Origin of the sequence: Streptococcus sp. S5 (genome assembly GCF_034134805.1) — a bacterium.
GTDB classification, from domain to species: Bacteria; Bacillota; Bacilli; order Lactobacillales; family Streptococcaceae; genus Streptococcus; species Streptococcus lingualis.
Map to the genome: position 1 here is coordinate 2039965 of NZ_CP139419.1, position 21988 is coordinate 2061952.

The 21988-nt window shown below is 44.1% G+C and carries 27 protein-coding genes; 2 read left to right on the forward strand and 25 right to left on the reverse strand.

Annotated features, from left to right (window positions below; translation table 11 throughout):
* Positions 1-8: 8 nt before the first annotated feature.
* From SM123_RS09855 to SM123_RS09900, 10 genes are all read right to left on the reverse strand, one after another.
* Positions 9-503 carry a PTS sugar transporter subunit IIB gene (locus SM123_RS09855; RefSeq protein WP_000261775.1) on the reverse strand — a complete coding sequence of 165 codons (495 nt, stop codon included), beginning with the start codon at positions 501-503 and terminating at the stop codon, positions 9-11.
* A gap of 14 nt (positions 504-517) precedes the next feature.
* Positions 518-955, reverse strand: a complete 438-nt coding sequence (locus tag SM123_RS09860) for a PTS sugar transporter subunit IIA (RefSeq protein ID WP_227038491.1) — start codon at positions 953-955, stop codon at positions 518-520.
* 140 nt (positions 956-1095) lie between these two features.
* Positions 1096-2394: an ABC transporter substrate-binding protein gene (locus SM123_RS09865; RefSeq protein ID WP_320909530.1), complete on the reverse strand. Its 1299-nt coding sequence runs from the start codon at positions 2392-2394 to the stop codon at positions 1096-1098.
* A complete protein-coding gene (locus SM123_RS09870) occupies positions 2391-3074 on the reverse strand; it encodes a response regulator transcription factor (RefSeq protein ID WP_037585171.1) in 684 nt (227 codons plus the stop codon). Before SM123_RS09870 ends, SM123_RS09865 begins: the two co-directional genes overlap by 4 nt.
* Positions 3075-3079: 5 nt before the next feature.
* Positions 3080-4396 carry a sensor histidine kinase gene (locus SM123_RS09875; RefSeq protein ID WP_247923532.1) on the reverse strand — a complete coding sequence of 439 codons (1317 nt, stop codon included), beginning with the start codon at positions 4394-4396 and terminating at the stop codon, positions 3080-3082.
* Positions 4396-5379 carry a substrate-binding domain-containing protein gene (locus SM123_RS09880; protein ID WP_049492166.1) on the reverse strand — a complete coding sequence of 328 codons (984 nt, stop codon included), beginning with the start codon at positions 5377-5379 and terminating at the stop codon, positions 4396-4398. The genes SM123_RS09875 and SM123_RS09880 overlap by 1 nt, the downstream gene beginning before the upstream one ends.
* A gap of 188 nt (positions 5380-5567) precedes the next feature.
* Complete coding sequence (locus tag SM123_RS09885) at positions 5568-5963, reverse strand: single-stranded DNA-binding protein (protein ID WP_003004675.1); 396 nt, start codon at positions 5961-5963, stop codon at positions 5568-5570.
* 101 nt (positions 5964-6064) lie between these two features.
* Entirely contained in the window at positions 6065-6691 is a 627-nt protein-coding gene (ytpR, locus tag SM123_RS09890; protein WP_003013664.1) for a YtpR family tRNA-binding protein, read from the reverse strand.
* Between the two features lie 9 nt (positions 6692-6700).
* Entirely contained in the window at positions 6701-7018 is a 318-nt protein-coding gene (locus tag SM123_RS09895; protein WP_070661098.1) for a thioredoxin family protein, read from the reverse strand.
* Positions 7015-7305, reverse strand: coding sequence for a DUF4651 domain-containing protein (locus tag SM123_RS09900; RefSeq protein ID WP_045759005.1), 291 nt, complete (start codon positions 7303-7305; stop codon positions 7015-7017). Before SM123_RS09900 ends, SM123_RS09895 begins: the two co-directional genes overlap by 4 nt.
* Before the next feature lie 142 nt (positions 7306-7447).
* On the opposite strand from SM123_RS09900, the gene pepA reads away from it, so the two are divergent.
* Together pepA and SM123_RS09910 are read left to right on the forward strand one after the other, a co-directional pair.
* A complete protein-coding gene (gene pepA, locus SM123_RS09905; RefSeq protein WP_014712788.1) occupies positions 7448-8512 on the forward strand; it encodes a glutamyl aminopeptidase in 1065 nt (354 codons plus the stop codon).
* A gap of 446 nt (positions 8513-8958) precedes the next feature.
* Positions 8959-10443, forward strand: a complete 1485-nt coding sequence (locus tag SM123_RS09910; protein ID WP_021154294.1) for a DUF1846 domain-containing protein — start codon at positions 8959-8961, stop codon at positions 10441-10443.
* Between the two features lie 337 nt (positions 10444-10780).
* Here the strand turns inward: SM123_RS09910 and folK are convergent, their stop codons facing one another.
* The 15 genes from folK to SM123_RS09985 all read right to left on the reverse strand — a co-directional run bounded on the left by folK (position 10781) and on the right by SM123_RS09985 (position 21835).
* Positions 10781-11590: a 2-amino-4-hydroxy-6-hydroxymethyldihydropteridine diphosphokinase gene (gene folK / locus SM123_RS09915; RefSeq protein WP_223325253.1), complete on the reverse strand. Its 810-nt coding sequence runs from the start codon at positions 11588-11590 to the stop codon at positions 10781-10783.
* Positions 11591-11615: 25 nt separating this feature from the next.
* Positions 11616-12170 carry a GTP cyclohydrolase I FolE gene (folE, locus tag SM123_RS09920; protein WP_003019101.1) on the reverse strand — a complete coding sequence of 185 codons (555 nt, stop codon included), beginning with the start codon at positions 12168-12170 and terminating at the stop codon, positions 11616-11618.
* Positions 12171-12178: 8 nt separating this feature from the next.
* Positions 12179-13489, reverse strand: coding sequence for a bifunctional folylpolyglutamate synthase/dihydrofolate synthase (locus tag SM123_RS09925; protein ID WP_320909531.1), 1311 nt, complete (start codon positions 13487-13489; stop codon positions 12179-12181).
* Positions 13490-14440, reverse strand: coding sequence for a dihydropteroate synthase (folP, locus tag SM123_RS09930; RefSeq protein WP_320909532.1), 951 nt, complete (start codon positions 14438-14440; stop codon positions 13490-13492).
* Positions 14441-14592: 152 nt separating this feature from the next.
* Positions 14593-15324, reverse strand: a complete 732-nt coding sequence (locus SM123_RS09935; protein WP_320909533.1) for a CPBP family intramembrane glutamic endopeptidase — start codon at positions 15322-15324, stop codon at positions 14593-14595.
* A gap of 72 nt (positions 15325-15396) precedes the next feature.
* Complete coding sequence (locus SM123_RS09940; RefSeq protein ID WP_023919646.1) at positions 15397-16590, reverse strand: acetate kinase; 1194 nt, start codon at positions 16588-16590, stop codon at positions 15397-15399.
* Positions 16591-16641: 51 nt separating this feature from the next.
* A complete protein-coding gene (locus SM123_RS09945) occupies positions 16642-17595 on the reverse strand; it encodes a class I SAM-dependent methyltransferase (protein ID WP_049505971.1) in 954 nt (317 codons plus the stop codon).
* Positions 17596-17625: 30 nt separating this feature from the next.
* Positions 17626-18093 carry a competence type IV pilus minor pilin ComGG gene (comGG, locus tag SM123_RS09950; protein WP_320909534.1) on the reverse strand — a complete coding sequence of 156 codons (468 nt, stop codon included), beginning with the start codon at positions 18091-18093 and terminating at the stop codon, positions 17626-17628.
* Positions 18050-18502, reverse strand: a complete 453-nt coding sequence (gene comGF, locus SM123_RS09955; protein ID WP_151190960.1) for a competence type IV pilus minor pilin ComGF — start codon at positions 18500-18502, stop codon at positions 18050-18052. Before comGF ends, comGG begins: the two co-directional genes overlap by 44 nt.
* Positions 18492-18779, reverse strand: coding sequence for a competence type IV pilus minor pilin ComGE (comGE, locus tag SM123_RS09960; RefSeq protein WP_151190959.1), 288 nt, complete (start codon positions 18777-18779; stop codon positions 18492-18494). Before comGE ends, comGF begins: the two co-directional genes overlap by 11 nt.
* A complete protein-coding gene (comGD, locus tag SM123_RS09965) occupies positions 18745-19149 on the reverse strand; it encodes a competence type IV pilus minor pilin ComGD (RefSeq protein ID WP_269796580.1) in 405 nt (134 codons plus the stop codon). Before comGD ends, comGE begins: the two co-directional genes overlap by 35 nt.
* A complete protein-coding gene (gene comGC / locus SM123_RS09970) occupies positions 19139-19456 on the reverse strand; it encodes a competence type IV pilus major pilin ComGC (RefSeq protein ID WP_101770912.1) in 318 nt (105 codons plus the stop codon). The genes comGD and comGC overlap by 11 nt, the downstream gene beginning before the upstream one ends.
* On the reverse strand, positions 19453-20484 hold the full coding sequence (comGB, locus tag SM123_RS09975; protein ID WP_320910010.1) for a competence type IV pilus assembly protein ComGB: 1032 nt from the start codon (positions 20482-20484) through the stop codon (positions 19453-19455). Before comGB ends, comGC begins: the two co-directional genes overlap by 4 nt.
* Positions 20417-21358, reverse strand: coding sequence for a competence type IV pilus ATPase ComGA (comGA, locus tag SM123_RS09980; protein WP_320909535.1), 942 nt, complete (start codon positions 21356-21358; stop codon positions 20417-20419). The genes comGB and comGA overlap by 68 nt, the downstream gene beginning before the upstream one ends.
* Positions 21359-21445: 87 nt before the next feature.
* On the reverse strand, positions 21446-21835 hold the full coding sequence (locus SM123_RS09985) for a DUF1033 family protein (protein WP_037608454.1): 390 nt from the start codon (positions 21833-21835) through the stop codon (positions 21446-21448).
* Between the last annotated feature and the right edge of the window lie 153 nt (positions 21836-21988).

Below are 21988 nucleotides of genomic sequence, written 5' to 3' on the forward strand. Positions count from 1 at the left end.
TGTTAGTTTTAAAAACCAAATTTTGATTTGAAATCATCCCAATAACCGATGGAAACATCTGGCAACAATTGGAATTTCACCTTGTAGCCTGCTGCTTGAATGGCTTGGAAGGCTTCTGCTTCTTCCTGAGTGATGGATTGGTTATTCCCCAATTTCACAGCTCCAGGACGATCATTTGCAGGGCCAACAATGATTTCTTTGACATCACCTGGGACAAACCCTTGGTCGACCAAAATTTCCTTCATATCGATTGGATTTTTGGTGATCAAGAAGTAACGACTATCTGATTCTGTTACTTTTGCTGATTTTTCTTTAAAGGCTTCCTTTGTCCATACAAAGGTTTTCTTGTCGGATGCGCCTTTGTAAGCTTGAATCAAAACCTTGTTTGATGCTGCTGCATCGTTTACGGCAATCAAACCATCACATGGTTTTTCCTTTGCCCAGCGTGTGACTGTCTGACCGTGAATCATGCGGTCATCAATCCGTACAAATGTTACTACCATAAGGTACCTCCCTATTAAATATCGTCATCATCTTCTTCAGCACCAGTGGCTGAAACTTCAAAAGGCTGTAGTGCAGATCGTGCTTCTGATAAGATGGTGGCTGACAAATCGTCTCCATCCAACACATCCTTCATCACAACTGCCGTCAAGGCCATGGTAAGGTTCATCCCACCAAGGATCAAGGCTCCATCGAGCTTTCCAGCTTCTTCTAGAACCGTGGCTGCAGTGGTTAATGGACTACCACCTACGATATCTGCCAAGACCAAAACAGAATCATCAGCTGTCAATCCTGAAATGCTCTCTCTGAAATCAACTGCGAAGTCATCGACCGATTTTCCTTCTTTGAGTCCAACTGCGATGACCTGATCCAACTTGTCACCAGCAAACATGGCTAGTGATGTTTTTAGACCTTCTGCCAGTCCGCCATGACTGACCAAAACGAGGTATTTCATTTTTCTACGCCTCCTTTATTTGACTCTATTGTAGATTATTTGAAAGCGTTTTTACATTGTCAAATGTCACATTCCTAATATGACATTTAGCAATAAAAAAATGACATCTGTCACTTGACAAAATGCCATCTTATTTTACTCTAAACTCCTACCTGTAGACTACTCTCAATCTCCCTCTGAATTTGAGGCAAGCGGTTCTCGACATCCTGATCGCGCAAGGCATTACCAATCAAGTAGTCTAGCTTTTCTAACACCTCTTTTGAGACATTTTTCGGACTACTTTCAACAGCTTGTTCCATGATGCGGTTCAAGGTCTGATTGGTCAAGGAATCTGTTCCAAAATCATCCACCTGCAGAAGGTCTTTACTAGAGCGACTCTTGACGACCTGTGGCATGACAGAGATCCCTTGGGATTGAGCAAAGAGGGTTTGTTGAATTTCTGGATCCTCTGTTAAGAGTTGCATCAATTCCCAAGCCAACTTGGAATGAGAACTCCGAGCTGACATAGCAAAAGAAGTCGTCGTGACTAAGGTTGCCTTGGTCGTTTTTGACTTAGCAGGCATCGGGATACAGGTCCAGGTGAAGTTTGAATATTTTGAAACGTGGTAGGGATAAGGTTTATAGGTCCGATATTGGGCCAAGGTCATGGGATAGAAGGCGACTTTCCCCTGGTCAAAATCTTTAGAGCTCACCTTGTAATTTTTATTTAGATCTTCCAATTTTTGCAGAAAAGTCAAAGACTCTTTCACTTCTGGAGCTGTCAGCTTGAGCATGCCACCTTGGAAGAGATGACCTCCATTTGCCGCCAAGGCTTCTTTCCAGGTGTATTCTGTGCTTCCAAATTGGTCCAATTGCCCATCTCCATTGGTATCTTTGGTTAGTTTCTTGCAAATCGTATAGAACTCTTCAAGGGTCCAGCCTTCTTTGGGAACCGCGATACCTTCTTTATCCAAGAGATCTTTATTGACACACATCAAAATCGGATTGCTTTCATAAGGTAAGGCATAGGTTTGCCCCAGATAGACACCGGATTCAAAGGCAACGGGATAAAAGGCAGCTTGATCTTTTCGATCCATATAGCCGTTTAACTTTTCTAATACGCCCCGCGCTGCTAATAAGGAAAGATCTTGCTCAGAGACCATAAAGACATCCGGTGTCTTTCCTGAGACAATCTTTTCAGAGAGCCAGTCTGAATAATCTGACTGCGGAATCCCGTTTTCATACTCTACACGGACGTGGGGATGGGACTTTTCAAATTTTTCAATCGCACGATCCAAGGCATGGGAACGTTGACTGGTCGGCACATCCCAGCTAGAACCTGCATAAACGCCGATATGGAGTACGGTCGGTTGCTGTTTCCACCAATAGAAACCCGCGCTCGTACAGAGCACAACAAGGAGACCGATCCCCCAACAAAGATGCTTTCGCTTCAATTTCATTCTGTATTTCCTTTAGAAAAATCACGTCTCGTCACTCCTGTTTGGACTGACCAGATCGCTAATTGCGTTCGATCTCGTAGGTTTAATTTCGCCAAAATCGTTGATAAGTAATTGCGCACGGTTCCTTCTGATAAGAAAAGTTTGGCCGCAATTTCTTTATTGGACTCCCCATAGCCGACTTCTTGGATAATGCGCCATTCCGTCGTGCTCAAATCCTTGACATTGTCCTCATCCACAGCAATAGAGAAGTTGGTTTTGGCCATTTGTGAGAAAATTTGAAAGACTTTACTAGCGATATTCGGGTTGATCATGGCTCCGCCTTGATACACCACCTTAATCGCTTCATAGAGTTCCTCTGTCGAAGCTCCCTTTAAAAGATAACCTGAAGCACCATACTTGAGTGCACTATAGATAAATTCATCATCGTCAAAGGTCGTTAAAATAATAATTTTGATATCCGGATAGTGCTCTTTGACTTCTTTTGTCGCCAAAACCCCATCCATGCCTGGCATCCGAATATCCATTAAGATCAGGTCAGGATGTGTCTGTGGAATGCTAGATAAGACGTGATTCCCATCTTCCACTGTGGCCACCACTTCGATATCGGGGTGGGCTGACAAAATAATTTTCAGAGATTCTCGAATCAAGGCCTGGTCATCTGCCACCATTACTTTTATCACCATCTCTATCTCCCTTCTTTATATTTCGGTAAACTGACGCGCGTGAAAAATCCATCGCGGCTTTCAAATTGAAGCTGTCCTCCTAGGATGGAAATGCGTTCCATCATCTGCTTGAGCCCATAACCATAGGTCAAGGTTTCAAACCCAACCCCATTGTCCTGCAACTCGATCAGGTAATCTTCTTCATCCTCAAAAAAATGAAGGCTCATCTGACTGGCATGACCGTGGCGAACCGCATTGGTCATAGACTCTTGGATCACACGAAAGATCGTATCTTCAATCATGACGTCCATATCGACATCGACCCATTCATAGTGTAAATCAACCTGCAAGTTGGAAAGCGTCTGGTACTCGCGGATCATCTTTTCTAATGCATCTTTGAGGGTTCGTCCCTCAAGGGCACCTGGACGGAGGCGGTTGAGAGAGCCTCTCACATCCTGGATCCCTTCACGAACCACTTCTGATACACTTTTTACCTGCTCTTTTGCCCGATTGGGATCGATATCAATCAAGACCCCAACAGCATCTAAGCCGGCCGAGATCCCTGTTAGCGCGTGTCCCAAGGTATCGTGAATCTCCCGAGCAATCCGCTTGCGCTCTCGATCCTCTGCAATCTTCTCAGACAAGGCCATATAGTTGTTCAACTCCGTATTGACCTTCGAAACCATAGCCAACTCTTCTTCTACTTCGTGGTTTTCCGCAAGAACATTCATAATATAGAACAAAAGCGAAATAATGAAGAGCACCATATTCAAGGCATAGAGGGAATTCTTTAAGAAAAAGGCCAGAATCCGAATAGAGGCGGGGTAAAAATGAATATAGACATCCAGAGAAGGTATCGGAAAGAAAAGCGAAAAGACGTCTGAATTGGTCACAAGAAGCATCAAGAAACTTACTAGGATAAACGCAAACCAATACCTGCGGTCTCGCTTGGTATTCAACTCTTTAGAACCATAGAAGATATCCGCAAAAACCAAGAGAATGAGCCCGTTATAAGCTACATTTTGGACCCACATCAAGAGCAACATCAGGAGGATCTCCAGAATGTTCCACTGATCAAAAATGGACCATCGACTCGTTTGAGACCGGTAACGACTCATGGAGATCAAGGCAATCCCAGCAAATAAGAGTGCAGACAACCAAAAAGTTGTAGAAGGCGCAAAAGGAATACGCTCTAAGCGTTCTACTAATAGGGAAGCTTGCCGTTGGGCAATGATATAGTTGGTTGCTTGAAGATAGATGATACTGTTGAGCATCACAGCGATAAAATTCACGACCATCAGAATGGCCAAACTGTATCTCACACCTCTAAATTTTCTCATTACTGCCACCCATTCACATCAAAGTGATCGATGTTTTCCTTTGTCATCATTTGAACCGGAATGGTTATCTCTTTTTGGTAGCTTTTCCCAGCCGTCATATCTTGGATGACCTCCATCACGCGGTCTCCCATCTTCAACGGAGACTGGGCAACGGTTCCTACAACATCATCGGTCGAGTGCAGCAAGGCTTTCATATCTGGTGAGCCATCAATCCCATAGATCGCAATGGGATGGGTGATTCCTTGTTCCTTGATGGCCGCTAAAGCTCCTATAGCCGAGCGGTCATTTAGGGCAACTAGTGTATCGACATTCCCCCCTGACTGCAAGAACTTACGGACAGCAGGCATGGCGATCTCCGTCTGCCCCTTGGTTTCTAGTTCCGAGATGATCTGATAAGAGCCATGTCCTTTGATGGTATCCTTAAATCCCTGTATCCGCGTATCTGCCGAAACAGTCCCCTTATGCTCCAAGAGCAAAATACGAGCATTTGAAGAGCGTTTCATCAACTCTTTCGCAATCAAGACTCCTGCTTGGTAGTTATCAGAGACAATGCTGGCATCCGGCTTAAAATGCTTGAGCTGGGTATCAACTGCAATAATCTTAATTCCTTGTTTTCTAGCTTTTTTAAGAGCTCTTAAAATGGGCTGACTATCCCCTTTGACCGGATTAATCACAATCACATTTACCTTTTGAGCGCAAAAATCATCGATCTGCTGGCTCTGCCTTTTTTCGTCCAATTCTGGATCTCGGACAGATACAAGAGCCCCTTTCTCATCGGCAATCCGACTAATTTCCGAATGAATACTTTTATAGAACTCATTGTTCATGGTCATATAGGTGACACCGATCTTGGTCTGATCCTTGATGCTACTGGTTTGACAAACGGCATAGATCCACAAGAGGATGCAGGCCACTGGAATCACCAGTAAAACCCGTTTTATCAGCCATTTCAACCGTTCTTTTCTTTCTTCTTTCCCCTTCAAACTCCGTTCCTTTTCTGAAAATTTTGAATATATATTACTTTATTTTACTACTTTTTCAAGAAAAGTGCTGGCTTTTATTGTACAGATGCATATTTTTGATTTATTTTTAAATGAGTCGTTCCCGAATGAAATCCCTACCAAATATCAAAAAAGCTGGTCTATAAACGAACCAGCTTTCTTTTTTGTTTCTAAAAAGGAAGATCTTCCTCTTCTAAGATGATATCGGCTAAATCTCCCGTTCCACCATTTTCACGCATCGCTCGCTGAGCGCGGCTCTCTAGCAACTGAAAACTTTGGCAGAGGACCTCTGTCACATACTGCATGACCCCATTTTTCTCGTAGCGGCGTGTCCGAATCTCTCCATCCAAAGAGATCAAGCTCCCTTTACTGGCATAACTAGCCATGGTTTCAGCCAATTTCCCCCAGACAACGACATTGACAAAATCAGTCTCTCGCTCCCCGTTTTGGTCCTTGTAGCGACGATTGACCGCAACGGTCACTCGGGCAACGGATTTGTCTGTGCTGGTCTTATGCAATTCTGGAGCCGCCACCAGGCGACCGATTAAAATAACTTTATTATACATCATTTACCTCCTATCTATTTATTCGAAAAAATTTTAAAAAATGGAGGTGACAAACCAAAATCAAAAAAATCTAGGATCCAAAACATCCTAGATTCTTCTCTTTATTCATGCCAGTGACGAGCAGGATCAAAAGGTGTCCCTGCTACTTCTGCATCATCCAATTCAATAATGCCTCGTTTTTGAGGAGCATTTGGCAAGTGCAATTCACGCGGACTGCACATCATGCCATAACTTTTTTCTCCACGAAGGGCCCCTGGGAAAATCAAGCTACCATCCGGCATCATGGCACCTGGAAGAGCGACAATGGTCTTGAGACCCACTCGCGCATTTGGAGCTCCTGCTACGATCTGAACCGTCTTATCTGGTCCAACTGCTACTTGGCAGATATTCAAGTGGTCACTATCTGGATGGGCTACCATTTCAAGGATTTCTCCCACCACAAATTTTGGTTCCCGATCATTGACCAAACGTTCTGCGAAGCCTTCTTTTTCCAATTCTTGGTTCAAACGATCCACTTGCTCATCTGTCAAAAAGACTTGTCCCTTGCCTTCGATGGCGAAGAAAGATGAGGCATCAAAGATATTCCAGGCAACGGTTTCTTGCTTGTCCTCACGGTAAACGCGTGCCACTTTCCCTTTTCTCTCCACCGCGAGCTTTGCATCTCCACTATTTTTCAAGGTCAGCATCAAGACATCGCCGACTTGTTCTTTGTTGTATGTTACAATCATGATTTTCTCCTATTTTAATCCTGCTAAGAATGCTGTAATCTGCGCTTTGGTTTTCCGATCCCGATTGACAAACCGACCGATTTCCTTATCCTTTTCCAGAACAACCAAACTAGGGATCCCATAAACATCCCAGACTTTCGCCAGATCCATATAGGCATCTCGGTCAATCAAGATAAAGGTAAATTCAGGATTTTCAGTCTCAATCTCCGGCAAAAAAGGCTTGAGGTAACGACAATCCCCACACCAATCTGCTGAAAAGACAAACACTTTCTTGCCATCTTGCTCTACATATGAAGCAATTTCTTCTATAGAACTCGGTATAATCATAGTTTTTCCTCTTCGTAATGCAAGAGACCGTCCTCGTAGACAAAGCGGTAATGGCGCTCATCTTCAAAAATGACACCACCTACTAAGCGCTCTTCACTAGACTCGTAGAGTTCCACATACAGAGTCGCAATCGTCCCCATGGCTTCCATTTGCTCCCGTACTTCTGCTACCAATTCTTCTTGGGTACGAAGACGCTTTTGATCTTTGGCAATTTTATAAACACCGGCCGCAAGAGCTCCTGCACTTGCTAGAGCCAGACTAGACAAAATAATTTTTTTAGCTTTCATAGTGCCTATTGTAACACAAAATAAGCAGAGGGACAACGGTCTAAGCTGGATCTCTCCCTCTGCTTTTTGGGACTGATTTCCATAATAACGCTACCATCCTTGTATAAAAAGTGATAAAATAGCATCAGAAAGAAGGTAACCTATGACTGATTTATTTTCTAAAATCAAAGAAGTAACTGAAATCCCTGCTATCTCAGGTCATGAAGCTCCTGTACGGGATTATTTGCGCCAACAATTGACCCCTCATGTGGACGAAATCGTGACAGATGGTCTCGGTGGGATCTTTGGGGTGAAACACTCAACAGCAGCCGATGCTCCTCGTATCTTAGTAGCTGCCCACATGGACGAAGTTGGTTTTATGATCAGCGAAATCAAAGCTGACGGAACTTTCCGTGTTGTCCCAATCGGAGGTTGGAATCCGATGGTCGTTAGCAGCCAACGCTTCAAACTCTTTACACGTGACGGACGTGAATACCCTGCGATTTCAGGATCTGTTCCTCCTCATTTGACACGTGGAACAGGTGGACCAACCGTACCTGCCATTAGCGACATCGTCTTTGATGCAGGCTTTAGCTCTAAAGCCGAAGCTGAAAGCTATGGGGTCCGTCCTGGAGATACCTTGGTCCCAGATAGCTCTGCGATTCTCACTGCTAATGGTAAAAACGTCATCTCCAAAGCATGGGATAACCGCTACGGCGTCTTGATGGTCAGCGAATTGGCCAAGAGTCTTTCTGGACAAGCCTTAAACAACGAACTCTATGTAGGAGCCAACGTTCAAGAAGAAGTGGGACTTCGTGGAGCCCACACTTCAACCACTAAATTTGATCCTGAAATCTTCCTTGCTGTAGACTGTTCGCCAGCAGCCGATGTCTTTGGAGACCAAGGCGCGATTGGGGAAGGAACACTGCTTCGCTTCTATGATCCAGGTCACATCATGCTACCAAATATGAAAGATTTCTTGCTCACTACTGCTGAAGAAGCAGGTATCAAATTCCAATACTATTGTGCCAAAGGTGGTACCGATGCAGGTGCAGCGCACTTGAAGAACGGCGGAGTCCCATCAACCACTATTGGTGTCTGTGCACGTTACATCCACTCTCACCAAACCCTCTATGCCATGGATGATTTCTTGCAAGCGCAAGCCTTCTTACAAGCATTGGTTAAGAAATTGGATCGCTCTACAGTTGATTTGATCAAACACTATTAAACAACATCTATCACGAAGCCCCGTAAGGGGCTTTCAGATCGAGGATAAAATCCTCTTAAAAACTTTCCTTAGGTGAGTACGGACGTCTGCGAACTTCTCCGAAGTTCCAAGACTAATTATTGAGCCTGAGGTCTCAATAATTCCGAGTGCCTGAAACTGAGTCGTTTCAGGCACTTTTCTCACAGCGGAAAGTTTAAGTACACCCTGCAATGACCTTAATAGACTACCTCATTTTATTTGTTTAGCATCACTTAGGTTATTTTATGTAAAAAATATGCCTGAACAATCAAATTCTATGATGTCTAACCTCATCTTAGGAAAGTATCTTAGAATATTTTATCTTCCATCTGTTTTCTGATATAATATGAAAGAATGAAATGGTAGGGACGGAACACTCATCCTTGGATTTGTGTGGCAGGCCCTTCCCTTATATACAGGAGTTTTACATGAAAAAACAAGCTTTTAGTTCTGAAAAGTATTTGAACTTGCAACGTGACCACATTATTGAGCGGATCAACCAATTCGATGGCAAGCTCTACCTTGAATTTGGTGGTAAGATGTTAGAAGACTTCCACGCTGCTCGTGTCCTCCCTGGATACGAACCAGACAATAAGATCAAGTTGCTCCAAGAATTGCGCGACCAAGTGGAAATTGTCATTGCCATCAATGCCAACAATATTGAGCACTCAAAAGCCCGTGGGGATCTAGGAATTTCTTATGATCAAGAAGTGCTACGTTTGATCGACAAATTCAATGAATTGGGGATCTTTGTAGGCTCTGTTGTCATCACCCAATATGCTGGACAAGCTGCAGCAGACGCCTTTCGCAAACAACTGGACAAGAGCGGCATCGCCTCTTATCTCCACTATCCGATCAAGGGCTATCCGACCGATATGGACCACATCATCTCTCCTGAAGGGATGGGGAAAAATGACTACATCAAGACTAGCCGCAATTTGGTCGTTGTAACGGCTCCTGGACCTGGTTCTGGTAAGCTGGCAACTTGTATGTCCAATATGTACCATGACCAATTAAATGGGATCAAATCAGGTTATGCTAAGTTTGAAACCTTCCCAGTATGGAATCTTCCTTTGCACCACCCAGTTAACTTGGCTTATGAAGCAGCGACTGCAGATCTAGACGATGTCAATATGATCGATCCTTTCCACCTCCAAACCTACGGGGAAACAACGGTCAATTACAACCGCGATATCGAAATCTTCCCTGTCTTGAAGCGCATGTTGGAACGCATCTTAGGAACCTCTCCTTACGCGTCTCCAACAGACATGGGCGTCAACATGGTTGGCTTTGCCATTGTGGACAATGACGCTGCGATTGAAGCTTCCCAACAAGAAATCATCCGTCGCTATTACCAAACTATCTTGGATGTTAAAGCAGAGCGTGTCGGTGAAGGAGCTGTCAAGAAGATTGAGCTCTTGATGAATGATTTGGGCATTACTCCAAATGACCGGAAAGTGACTGTTCTTGCTCGTCAAAAAGAAGAAGAAACAGGTGAGCCAGCCTTGGCCCTTGAATTGCCAAACGGCGAGATGGTAACCGGAAAAACCTCTGATCTCTTTGGCCCAACCGCAGCCCTCTTGATCAATGCGATCAAGAAATTGGCGCATATTGATAAAGAAACCAAATTAATCGAGCCAGAATACGTCCAACCTATCCAAGGCTTGAAGATCAATCATTTGGGTAGCCGTAACCCTCGTCTTCACTCAAACGAGATCCTCATTGCCCTAGCCATTACAGCTATGACCAATGAAGACGCTAAGCTTGCTATGCAAGAATTAGGCAAGTTGAAAGGCAGCGAAGCCCATTCAACCGTGATGCTGACAGACGAAGACAAGAACGTCCTTCGCAAGCTCGGTATCAACGTCACCATGGATCCTGTCTACCAATACGATCGCTTATATCGTAAATAAACTCAGACAAACAAAAACAATCCCTGCTCTAGGAATTGTTCAGATTGAAGACAAAGTCTTCTTAAAAAACTTTCCTTAGGTGAGTACGGACGTCAGCGAACTTCTATGAAGTTCCATGACTAATTATTGAGCCTAAGGTCTCAATAATTCCGAGTGCCTGAAACTGAGTCGTTTCAGGCACTTTTCTCACGGCTGAAAGTTTCAGAATATGATTGAATAACTATAACGAGTATAATTTTTAAAGAATTGATTAAATTTTATTAAAGATTCGTTTCTCTACGCTCTCAACAATCCCTCGAACAGGGATTGTTTTTTATTATGATGCAAAGAAGAGAGACTATTTGACAGCCTCCCATAATTGGCGAATGGGCTTTCTTTGAACAGGGTCCACAAAATGAGGAGCAATTTCATTCAAAGACTCTAGGACAAAGGCACGTTCTGCCACATAAGGATGCGGCAAGATCAAGTTTGGACTGTAACAAATGGTGTCCTCCATATAGAGCAGATCTAGATCGATCACACGTGGCCCCCACTTGATCTCACGGACACGCCCCATTTCCTGCTCAATGGCAAGTAAGGTCTCTAGTAAATCCTCTGGGGTCATCCAGGTTTCAACCTCTGCCACCTGATTCAAAAAGGTGTCCTGCTCCACCCCTCCCCAAGGTTCTGTTTCAATCCTTGTGGATGTCTGAAGAAGACGAATGCCTCGATCCTTGATTTTTTCTAGCGCCGTCTCTAGTTGCAGTTGTTTATCTCCCATATTGGTGCCAAGCCCAATAAAGGCCCGTTTTTTCTCCCGTTCGATTGTCACCGAACAAGTCTCTAATGGCAAGGGAACAGGAGCCCAGGGCTTTTTCAACTCCAGACGAACTTTTTCTACAAAGGCATAGCTTTCAAAAATCTTTTGCACCAACTGAAAGGCCACCGTTTCAATCAGATCGATCTTTTCTACCTGCATCCACTCGGTCAACTGTTCCGCCAAGATCCCGTAATGGATCGAAGCTTCCAAATCACCTGTGCGGGCAGCGCGAGTCATCTCATAATCTATCCATAGGTCTAGGACAAAGCGTTGTCCTAATTCTTTTTCTGCTGGAAAAACACCGTGATAGGCGTATACCTCTAAGTCCTTGATCCGTAATTGATCCACTCTGTTCACCTCTTATAGCCAGCCATTAGTGGCCCATGAGTTTATAGGCTTCATTTTTTAAGTCTTTATCTGTCGCAAGCAGTCCACGCGCAGCAGTTGTCACTGTAGCGGTCCCAGGTTTACGGACACCACGCATGTTCATACACATATGCTCTGCTTCTACCCAGACAAGTGCTCCTTGTGCTCCAAGATATTCCATCAAGGCATCTGCGATTTCTACCGTCAAACGTTCCTGAATCTGTGGCTTTTTAGCATAAACTTCAACCGTACGAGCCAGTTTGGAAAGCCCAGCCACACGGCCATTTGGAATGTAGGCAATGTGCACTTTTCCATAAAATGGTAAAAAGTGATGCTCACACATGGAATGGAAGAAGATATCCTTCTCGACCACCATATTGTTATCAATGATTTCAAATGATTTAGACAGGTGCTCTTCTGCTGTCTGCCCTAGTCCTGCAAAGATTTCTTGGTACATCTTGGCAATGCGGGTCGGCGTTTCCTGAAGTCCCTCACGGTTCTCATCTTCACCGACTGCCTCGATGATCATTTTCACTGCTTCTTCAATTTTCTTTGTATCCATATCATCTCCTAGTTGGATTTTTCTGTTTTTAATAAATAAGGTCGTACCTTGCTAAGGAAGTAGAGCGACCCCGTTACAATGAGGAGCTCATCGCCTTTTGCTTGCCAGTTTTGTAGAAACTCTTGCCAGTTGACTTCCTCAAGCTGATGCTTTTTCGCAGCAGCTCTTATCTCTTCTTGAGAATAGGCTCTTGGATCTTCAAAGGTTGTGAGGATCAAGCGACTATTTTCCAGTTCCTGCCACTGAATGAGCATCTCTTCTAAAGCTTTGGTCCGGATGCAGGTAAAAAGAATGGTCTTTTTTTGACTTGGGAAAAGTTCCCGAAGACTTGCGATTAAAGGCGCAACGGCGTGGGGGTTATGGGCCCCATCTAGCAAGATCATGGGATTTTGTGAGACCACTTCCATCCGGCCAGGCCAGACGACTTGATGCAAGGCCTCATCCACTAACTCTCTTGACAAGAGTTCACGCCCTGCTCTTTCAAAAAGTATATCACAGATACTAATCGCGAGAGCTGCATTTCTGGCCTGGTGATGGCCTAAGAGCGCTACTTGATAAGAGACTTTTTCTCTTTTGGAACTGTGATAAGAAAAGGATTGGCCCGATAGACAAGAGGCTTCTAGCTCAACTTGGTAATCTCTGTCATAGGCTGTTATCGGTGCCTGCTTCTGAATCGCAATGCCTTCAATGACTTGGCTAGCTTCTGTATCTAATTTCCCTAGAACCAGAGGAATTCCTGGCTTAATGATGCCTGCCTTTTCACGGGCAATGGAAGCCAGATCTGGACCCAAAAGGGCGACATGATCCAAGCCAATCGAAGTGATCGCGGTTAGAACGGGCTGGCAGACATTAGTACTGTCAAGTCGTCCCCCCATACCGACTTCCATGATCACATAATCCAGCTCCTCGTGAGCAAAATAATCATAGGCGATGGCCGTCATCACTTCAAATTCAGTCAACCCTTGAAAGACGGCCTTTGATTGTTCAGCTTGCAGGAGCTGCTGGTAACTATCCAGGTAGGTTTGCAGGTCTTGATCCGCAATGGCTTCGCCATTAATGGTGATTTGGTCATTGTAATGGATCAGATAAGGAGAGGTAAAGACTCCAACGCGTAAACCTGCCTGTCTCAAGAGTTGGGACAAGGTAGCAATGGTAGATCCTTTGCCATTGGTCCCCGCAACATGAATGACCCGACAGTCTAGGTGAGGATTTCCTCTCAAAGCCAAGAGAGCTTCCATGCGCTCCAAGCCGAAATGTGGATCTTGGGAACGATAGGCTTCTAGCCAACGAAGATCCAACTGATGTTCTTTTGTCTTCATTTACTTGTATTGTTTTAAATTGGTATCTGCTGCCTCTTGGGCTTGGAAAATGGCTTGCCCCAGACTGGCTGCCATCTTGTGAAGGGGAATATCATGCACCCGCACCACTTCGACTCCTTGACTGGCTGCAATACTCGTCAAATGGCTCGAAGCCAGGTCCCGATTCAAAAAACCAGTCTCCGTTGCAGGATCTGTCTCAAATCCAGCTTCCTCAATAATGTTGACCACAAAGCGTTTGCGGGAGACCCCTAGAAAGATCGGATACCCCTTTTGGTGAATCGTCCCAAGTTCTTGTAATAAGAGTAAGTTCTCTCGCTTGGTCAACCCAAATCCGATCCCAGGATCCAACATAATACGATCCATCTGGACACCGGCTGCCTTCGCTACCGCAAGCGAGCGGTCAAAGAAAGTCCACATCAAGTCTTGAATCGGTTCTTGAGTCATCTGTTGAAGTTCTTGCTCTGAAAAAACTGGTTCAAGCCCAAAACTTGGAAAGATAGTGGAACTTGGATGATGCGGTCTTGCCATCACTGGATTAAACATGAGAACTGCGCCCGCTTCATGCTCCGCGACGACAGCAGCCATCTTAGGATCTCCAAGAAAACCAGTAATATCGTTGACAATATCAGCTCCAGCTTCGAGCGCTGTTGCCGCCACTTGGGACTTCCAGGTATCCACTGAGATCAAGACATCACTTTCTTTCCGAATGGCTTTAATCACTGGAACCACGCGGTCAATCTCTTCTTGGATCTCCACATAATGACTTCCTGGTCTGGTTGATTCTCCTCCGATATCGAGGATCTGAGCTCCTTCTTGGATCAGTTTTCTCGCCTGCTGCAAGGCTGCATCCACACTCGTATACTTACCGCCATCAGAAAATGAATCCGGAGTGACATTTAAGATCCCACAAAGAAGGGTCCCTTGGCCACTCAGCCATTTATTATCAATCATTTTCGTTCTCCTTTGATTCCCTTCCTACAGCATGATTGCGAACAAAAGAGGCTAGAACAAGTGTTCTAAACCTCTGAGTCTACTCTCCATACGGATTTCTGACCTTCTGTAGGATGGTTCTGCATCAAAACTCATTGGTACCTACCATTTTATCATAATTTATCATGGAAGAAAACTCTCCATACTGGCAATAAACAAAGGAGTATGACCACTGGATAGTAATAAGCCAGCGCATTCAAGGTCATATGAAGGCAAATGCTATACTCGATCCGCTTGTAGCGATAAGCCACCCAAGTTAAGATCAAGGACATGCCTCCGTAAGCTACCCATTCCCCTAGGGTACTCGGTCCATGTAAGTAAGTAAAAAAGAGAGCACCGGCTAGATAACCGATCGGTTCTGCCCCTCGAAAGATCAAACGAGGGATGATGGCCCGACAGAGCAGCTCTTCTAGAATCGGAGCGACAAGGATCACGACCATGCCCATAGCAAGAAAAGGAGCATGAGATTGCAGTTCATTCAGAGCCGCTTGGTTTGCTGTTGTACCACCTGCCTCTTCTTTCAACAAGGGATAGGCTAGCAGGTTATTAGCCATCAACAAGAGAAGAAAAAGAAAATTTCTCCCTAGAGCCGGCCAGGTTATGACCCGAACATCTAAGTTCTCCAGAGGGCTCATCTTGATGACCTTATAAAAAACAAAGAACACCGCCACTGTCACCAAGAGAGTGAGGATAGTGATCCACCTTTCATCCATTCCTTCTTGAAGGGAATAAACCATAGTGATGAGGGGGAATTGTGAGAGAAAGAATAAGGGCACAAAAAGAAGGAGCCAGAGGGCATTCTGACATAATGGGTGCTCTCGAATAAAAGACTGTATATTTTTCAATGGACAACCTCTTTCTTGTATAAAATAAGAAGACTGGGGCTTTCGCCTCCAGCCTTCTCACTTTATTTCAGTTTACTGATTTTTGAAACGTTCAACGTCACGCGCAATCACCAACTCTTCATCCGTTGGAATAACCAATACCTTGACACGGGAATCATCTGTGGAAATGTCTCCGACAACTCCAAAGACGTTCTTTTCAGGGTCGACCTTGCAGCCAAACCAGCTGATGCCATTGATAATAGAAGAACGAACATTTACTGCATTTTCACCGATTCCTGCTGTAAAGATGATGGCATCTGCACCATTCAAAACAGCCAAGTATTGACCGATGTATTTTTGCAAACGATCGATAAAGATATCGTAAGCCAATTTGGCTTTTTCGTCTCCATTATGCATCGCTGTATGAATATCCCGCATGTCACTAGAAGATCCAGAAACACCCAGAAGACCGGATTCACGATTGAGGATGCGGCTAATATCTTCAGGCTTATTGAAATCCTCTGTATGTTCCATCAAGTATGGAATAATCGCTGGATCGAGATCCCCTGTACGGGTTCCCATCATGACACCACCTAGAGGTGTGAAGCCCATTGAGGTATCGACAGAGATTCCCTTGTCAACCGCTGTAACAGATACACCATTTCCAACGTGGCAGGTGATCAATTTCAATTCTTCTAATGGTTTTCCAAGAAGTTTAGCAGCTTCACCAGCCACATACTGATGACTGGTTCCATGAGCGCCATATTTACGAACCTTATTTTCTGTGTAATATTTAGTTGGAAGTGGGTAACGATAAGCTTTTTCCGGCATGGTTGTATGGAAAGAAGTATCAAATACCACAACACTGGTAATATTTGGACAAATCTCTCTAAAGGCACGAATTCCAGCTGCATTTGCAGGATTATGAAGAGGTGCTAACAAAGACAATTCTTCTACTTTTCGAAGGACTTCGTCATCTACCAAGGCAGAATCCTTGAAGTATTCTCCACCAGCAACGACGCGGTGGCCCACACCTGTAATCTCATCGTAGGATTTGATAATATCAAAACGAATCAAATCATCCAACAAAATTTTTACAGCTTGTGTATGGTCCTGGATATCTAATACTTGTTTTTCAGAGCGTCCATCAAATTTAACAGTTGAAATAGAATCTTTCAAACCGATCCGTTCAATCAACCCTTTTGCAAGAACAGTTTCCTCTGGCATTTGGTACAATTGCCATTTCAAACTAGAGCTTCCTGCATTAATAGAAATTGTTTTCGACATATATTCACCTCATTAAGCGTTTTCACTTCCTCTATTATATCAGATCTTTGATCAAATTTCACTATCCTTTAACCAGTTTTGGAAACTTTCCATAAAGTGAACCACCTGGTCGTGATCCTGGAGATCGGTAAACGGATAGACAAAGGGCTGAACAGACTCTTCTTCTTGTTTTCGTAGGACGAAAATCGTCTTAGCATAGGCTGGATTTGAAAAGAGAGATTCTGGCAAGGTCAGCATGGCAAGGATTTGAGCCTTGTCTGTTAGCCAAGCTTTTAACAGATCACTCTGAGGGCTCGTCAAGAGGTTGTTTGGAGCTAAAAAGATGGCTACTCCTTGAGGTTTCAGGTATTTCAGAGCCTGTTCCATCATGAGGTGATGGGCATAGGTATGGCCTTCGGAGCTCGCTACCTGATAGCGCTGGGCAATTGCATCATCTGGATAGTATCCAATAGGAAGATCACTAACGATCAAGTCACTTTCTTTCAACACTTGCGGACGCACCGCGTCGCCTTGTGCAAAGACAACACTAGACTCCATCACGTCTGCGATACTAGCAGATAGATCAATCAAAAGATCATCTACTTCCAATCCTAAGTAATCAATCGTGAGGCGACTATTGTTGACAATAGTCTCAGCGAGATTTCCGGTTCCACTTCCCACTTCTAGGACATCCAGTTGGTCGCTTTTGGCCAACTGATCGATCAAAAATGTAATGATAAAACCAATCGCATCTGGTGTGAACTGGTGATTTGCTTGTAAAGGTTCTGTCTGAGCAGCTTTCATAAAAAGGAATTGGTAGGCTCTGCGCCATTCTTCCTTACTTAAACCTAGTTCTTTTAATTTTTTGCTATTGTTATTAACAATGTCTAGATCCGTCTTGCCCTCCAAATACATGGCATTTTGTTCAATCAAGGCGTCATAAAAGTTGGTCGACAATTCATTTTGAATACTTTGAGTGTTTTCTAATAGATAGGTATAAGCTTGTTCAATTTTTTCGAAATTCATGATTTCCTCCGCACCCTATCATACCAAAAATTAGTCTTTTTCGCTATTTTCTGATGGTTCCTTAGTCTCGTTTGGCGTCTCTTCAGAAGGCGTTTCGGTCTCTGCCTTCTCTTTATCTTTCCTCGTCTTCTTCTTTTCTTTTTGACTCTTCTTGCTTCCTTTTTCTTCCCTTACAGGAAGGACAAACTCATAGCTTTCGCCATTCATCTTAGCCTGAGCATGAAGAAAACCAGTGTCCTGCTGTAGCTGAACAACTCCAGACTTTAAATGAATCTCTGATGTCTTCTCATCACTCTTTCTCTTTTCAAGAGCCAATTGCACCAAAGCATAGGCCCGTAGACGATCTTGACTCGTCTTTAAGATCCGTCTTTCCGCGACCTGACGGTGCAGGTAAAACTGAAGCAAGAGACTGAAAATCACTGCCATCAAGAGGGCGTAGAGCAAGACACCAGCCTTAACTTTTTTCATTTTGTATCGCTGGTACCACATGGTAGACATACTCCCTTTCTAGACCTTCTTCAAAATTCAAACGCAGATGAAGCAACTCTCCCTCCTGCCAAATCTGACTAGAGTGAACACCTGAAATCATAGGCTGATAGCCCCTGCCCTTATCATCTGTTTTTCGGATATCATCTCCTTTAGATTGGCCAATAGCAATTGGTTTTTGATCCTGAACCAAGTAGATATGATTGTCCGCTACTTTTTCAAAATGACTCCGGTCCAATTCCACCTGCAATTGTTGCTGAAAAAGTATCCATTCTTCCTGCTTTTGATGCGCCTGGTAGTCCAATTCAGCATGCAGAAGCTTGGTCAAGCCTTGAAAGACCAACACTCCCCCACTAAGCACTAAGAGAGCGACCAAGGCTTCGAGCAGGGTAAAGGCCTTGACCTTTCCTTTATTCCACATGCAGTACCACCTTCCCTTGATGATAGACCGTGAGTTGATCGGCATCTTTTTCGACTTGAACCTGAATACCATTGGCCTCTAGATGATTTTGCCCTGTCTGAAGCGCCATTTGAGCGACAGATAAGACCTCTACCTCTTTGAAATCCGCTAGTCGCTCCTTGCGCGAACGCCGGATCTCCCCTAACAATAAGGTCGTAATCATGGCAAATAAACCCAAGGCTACTAAGGATTCTATGAGAATACTAGCGGGAACGGATGCTTTTTTTAATTTTTCCATTTCCAAGCGACAGTTGATAGGTCACCACTCCTCTCTGTGTCTGAAAGTGAACATTGGCCAGGGATGAATTGCCACCTGCTCGGTCTAAACGAATAGTTTTAGGATCTTGCAAAATAACAGAATCAGGAATCTCCACCGCCTGATAGGGCGTTTGAATCTTCCTTGCAGTCACTTCAACATCCAATTCCGTTTGCCTTGCCAATGCTATCTTTTGGCTTTCTTGATAGAGGTGTTCAAACTCTGCAAAAAATACTTTTTCTTCCACCTGCTGAAAGCTCGTCTTGATCGATCCCGATAAGCCCAGATAGATAAAACTGACGATCATCAAGGTCAGAAGGGTCTCCACCAAGGTGAAGGCCTTAATCTGCAACCGCACGAGTTTCTCCACTATTTTTCGCATAATAGGCACGATAAGATTCTGCTTGTTTGTTGGTAATATTTCCATCCGCAATCAGCTTTGCTAGAGTGGCTTGGTCATTGGTATGATTGAGCTCGTACAATTCAGCCTGGCTTTCGACCACCTTCACAACCGCTGCATTTCCTGTCTCTTTCACGGAGTCTTTTTGCTTGGTCAAATTCGGCACAAAGAGCAATAAGAGCACACTGATGATCAATAAGACCACCAACATTTCAATAAGTGTAAAGGCTTTAACCTTATAGGTTTTTAATTTTTTCATAAATGAACCTCCATATTTTGATAAATCGGCAGTAACATGGCTGCATAGAGTAAGACAATCACAAGAGCTACAAAGACAAACACCAAGGGTTGTATCACATTCATGGCCTTGTGAACCCGACGAAAGAAATCTTCCCATGTTTTTTCAGCATAGATCTCTAGTTCACTTCCGAGCTTTGATTTGACTTCACCATATTCAATCATAAGGGGCAATTCTTTTTTGAAAAAAGGATACCCCCTGACCGTCTCTGAAAAGGACTGGCCACGGTCTAAAGAAAGAGCTAAGTCCCTTCCAATTTCTTGAAAAAGCTGGGATTTTTGGTCCTGCATCATGGAAAAAATCTGAGACAACTCCAATCCTTGCCCAATCAGATTGCCCCATTCTCTGGCATAATAGGCTGTCAAATAAGCTTGAATCATGCCTTTTCCGAAAGGCAGATGAGACAAGGTTCTAAAAACGTTGATCTTGCCTGACTTTCGATAATAGAGAAAGCCGAGTAAGAAGAAGGTCACCAGTCCCGCTCCTAAGACCAAAAAGAGTTGGGGGAAGGAACTGATCAATTGCGTCCCAATATTTTGAGCATCCATTTGAGGAAGCAAGTAATTGCGCAAGCCTAGCATAATCAGAACTAAAAAGCCAAGCAAGATAAGAGGATAAGTGCTCACCTCAATCAGCTTTTTCTTGACCTTGCGCATGTTTTCTAGGTAAGCACTGATTTTCTCCAAGCTCAATATAAGATTGCCATGGCGCTCAGCGAGAGACAGCTGTGTCGTCACTGCATCTGAAAAACCGATCCCCGCCATCATCTCTGAAAAACTACGGCCCCGCGAGAGATCATCTCGCATCTGGGAAACCAAACGACTCTCCACTAGGTGGGAGCGATCCAGAAAATCGACGATCTCAGACAGATGAAAACCACTCGAATAAAGATTCAAAAACAATTCAATAATTTGCTTTTGTTTAGCGGTAGATAATTTTTTCGGCTTGGGCCTGAGCCAGCTGGATATATCCCGATTGAGCCAAGAGATCCATTTGTTGGTTCCAGCGGCTGGCTGAGTGCTCTTGGTAGTTTTCCGTCGCAAAATCGACCACACCTCCTCCTGCAATTAATCGTTGGTAGCAAATACCTTGTAAAACAATCTTGAGCTCTTCCTCACTCACTCCAAGTTCTAAGAGCCTCTCATAAACACCTCGAACGCTCTTGGCATGAATCGTAGAGAAGACGGTGACTCCTGTTAAACTAGCTCGTACGACTGCACGAGCTGTTTCCTTATCTCGGATCTCTCCAATGATGAGAAGGTCCGGCCGATGGCGTAAGGAGAGTTTGATCAGGTTGTCATAGGTCATGCCAATCTGGTCATTCAGCTGAAGCTGAAGCATATTATCCTGCTTGATCTCGACAGGGTCTTCAATAGACATGACTTGCTGGTCCGCAAAGCGCTCTTGCGCTAAAGCATGCATGAGAGTGGTCTTTCCCGAGCCAACGGGGCCCGCAAAAAGATAAAGCCCACGACCAGCCAATTTCTTCTTCAAGTCCGGCAACTGATCAAACCAAAACCGCAATTCACGTTCCTCATCATGCAAGAGCCGAATGACCAAGCTTTCATAACCACGATAATCCCCCACCGTCGACAAGCGAATCGAGACCACTCCATTCTCCAAAGGGTAATCACACGATCCTAGCTGGCTGCGCCTTTTTTCTCCCACATTCATCCCTGCTACGAACTTAAAGTGGCTAATCATAGCTGTCATCTCCTCAAAAGGGAAGGACTGCACAAAGCGCCTCTCGTCTCCCACCCTCATAGAAACTTGGTACTCCTCCTTCCGAGGAATGAAGTAAAGATCCTGAGCTTCTTCCTTTTTCCCCATACGGATCAGTTTTTTTGCAATTTCTTGAACCATAGTTCCTCCTCTCACTTATACTATTCGAAAAAGAAGACAAAAAAAGAAGACTTTCTAGATCGCTCTAGAAAATCTTCCGAATGTCTCTTATGACAGGGTTGTCCCCTTTTTTGAATCGAGTGTATATTGACAAGAACGGTGTTTGCGACTGCCTCTTTCCTTTTCGTAGCCTGGGCGGAGCTTGCTTTTAGGGATCTTGTGCTCGTCTTCTAAGAGGACAATCGAATGGAAAAACTGCACATCTTCACTGCAGTCCTCACACCACTCTTTCTCCTTGGTATCCCAAAAGATCGTCATGAGGTCACTCCGACTCTTATAACTTGGAAAATGCTCATTTAACTCCAACCATTTCTGCTTGTAGTATTTCAAAGCCTGGTAATAGTCTTCAAACTTCCGACTACTCACGATATCTTCTTCCCAACCTTCTAAAAACCACCAGGGTTCACAGTCCCCGTACATTTCAATCACTCGATACATAAACTCTTCCATCCTTTGTATCCTCTATTATATAGAAAATCCTTTGAGAATAAAAGTTTTCTGCTCAGAGCATGATTTTTCAGGTAGTTTCCAGGCAATTTTCACCATTATTTTTCGAAAATAGACTGCCTAATTGCTATTGGGTCCTTTTTT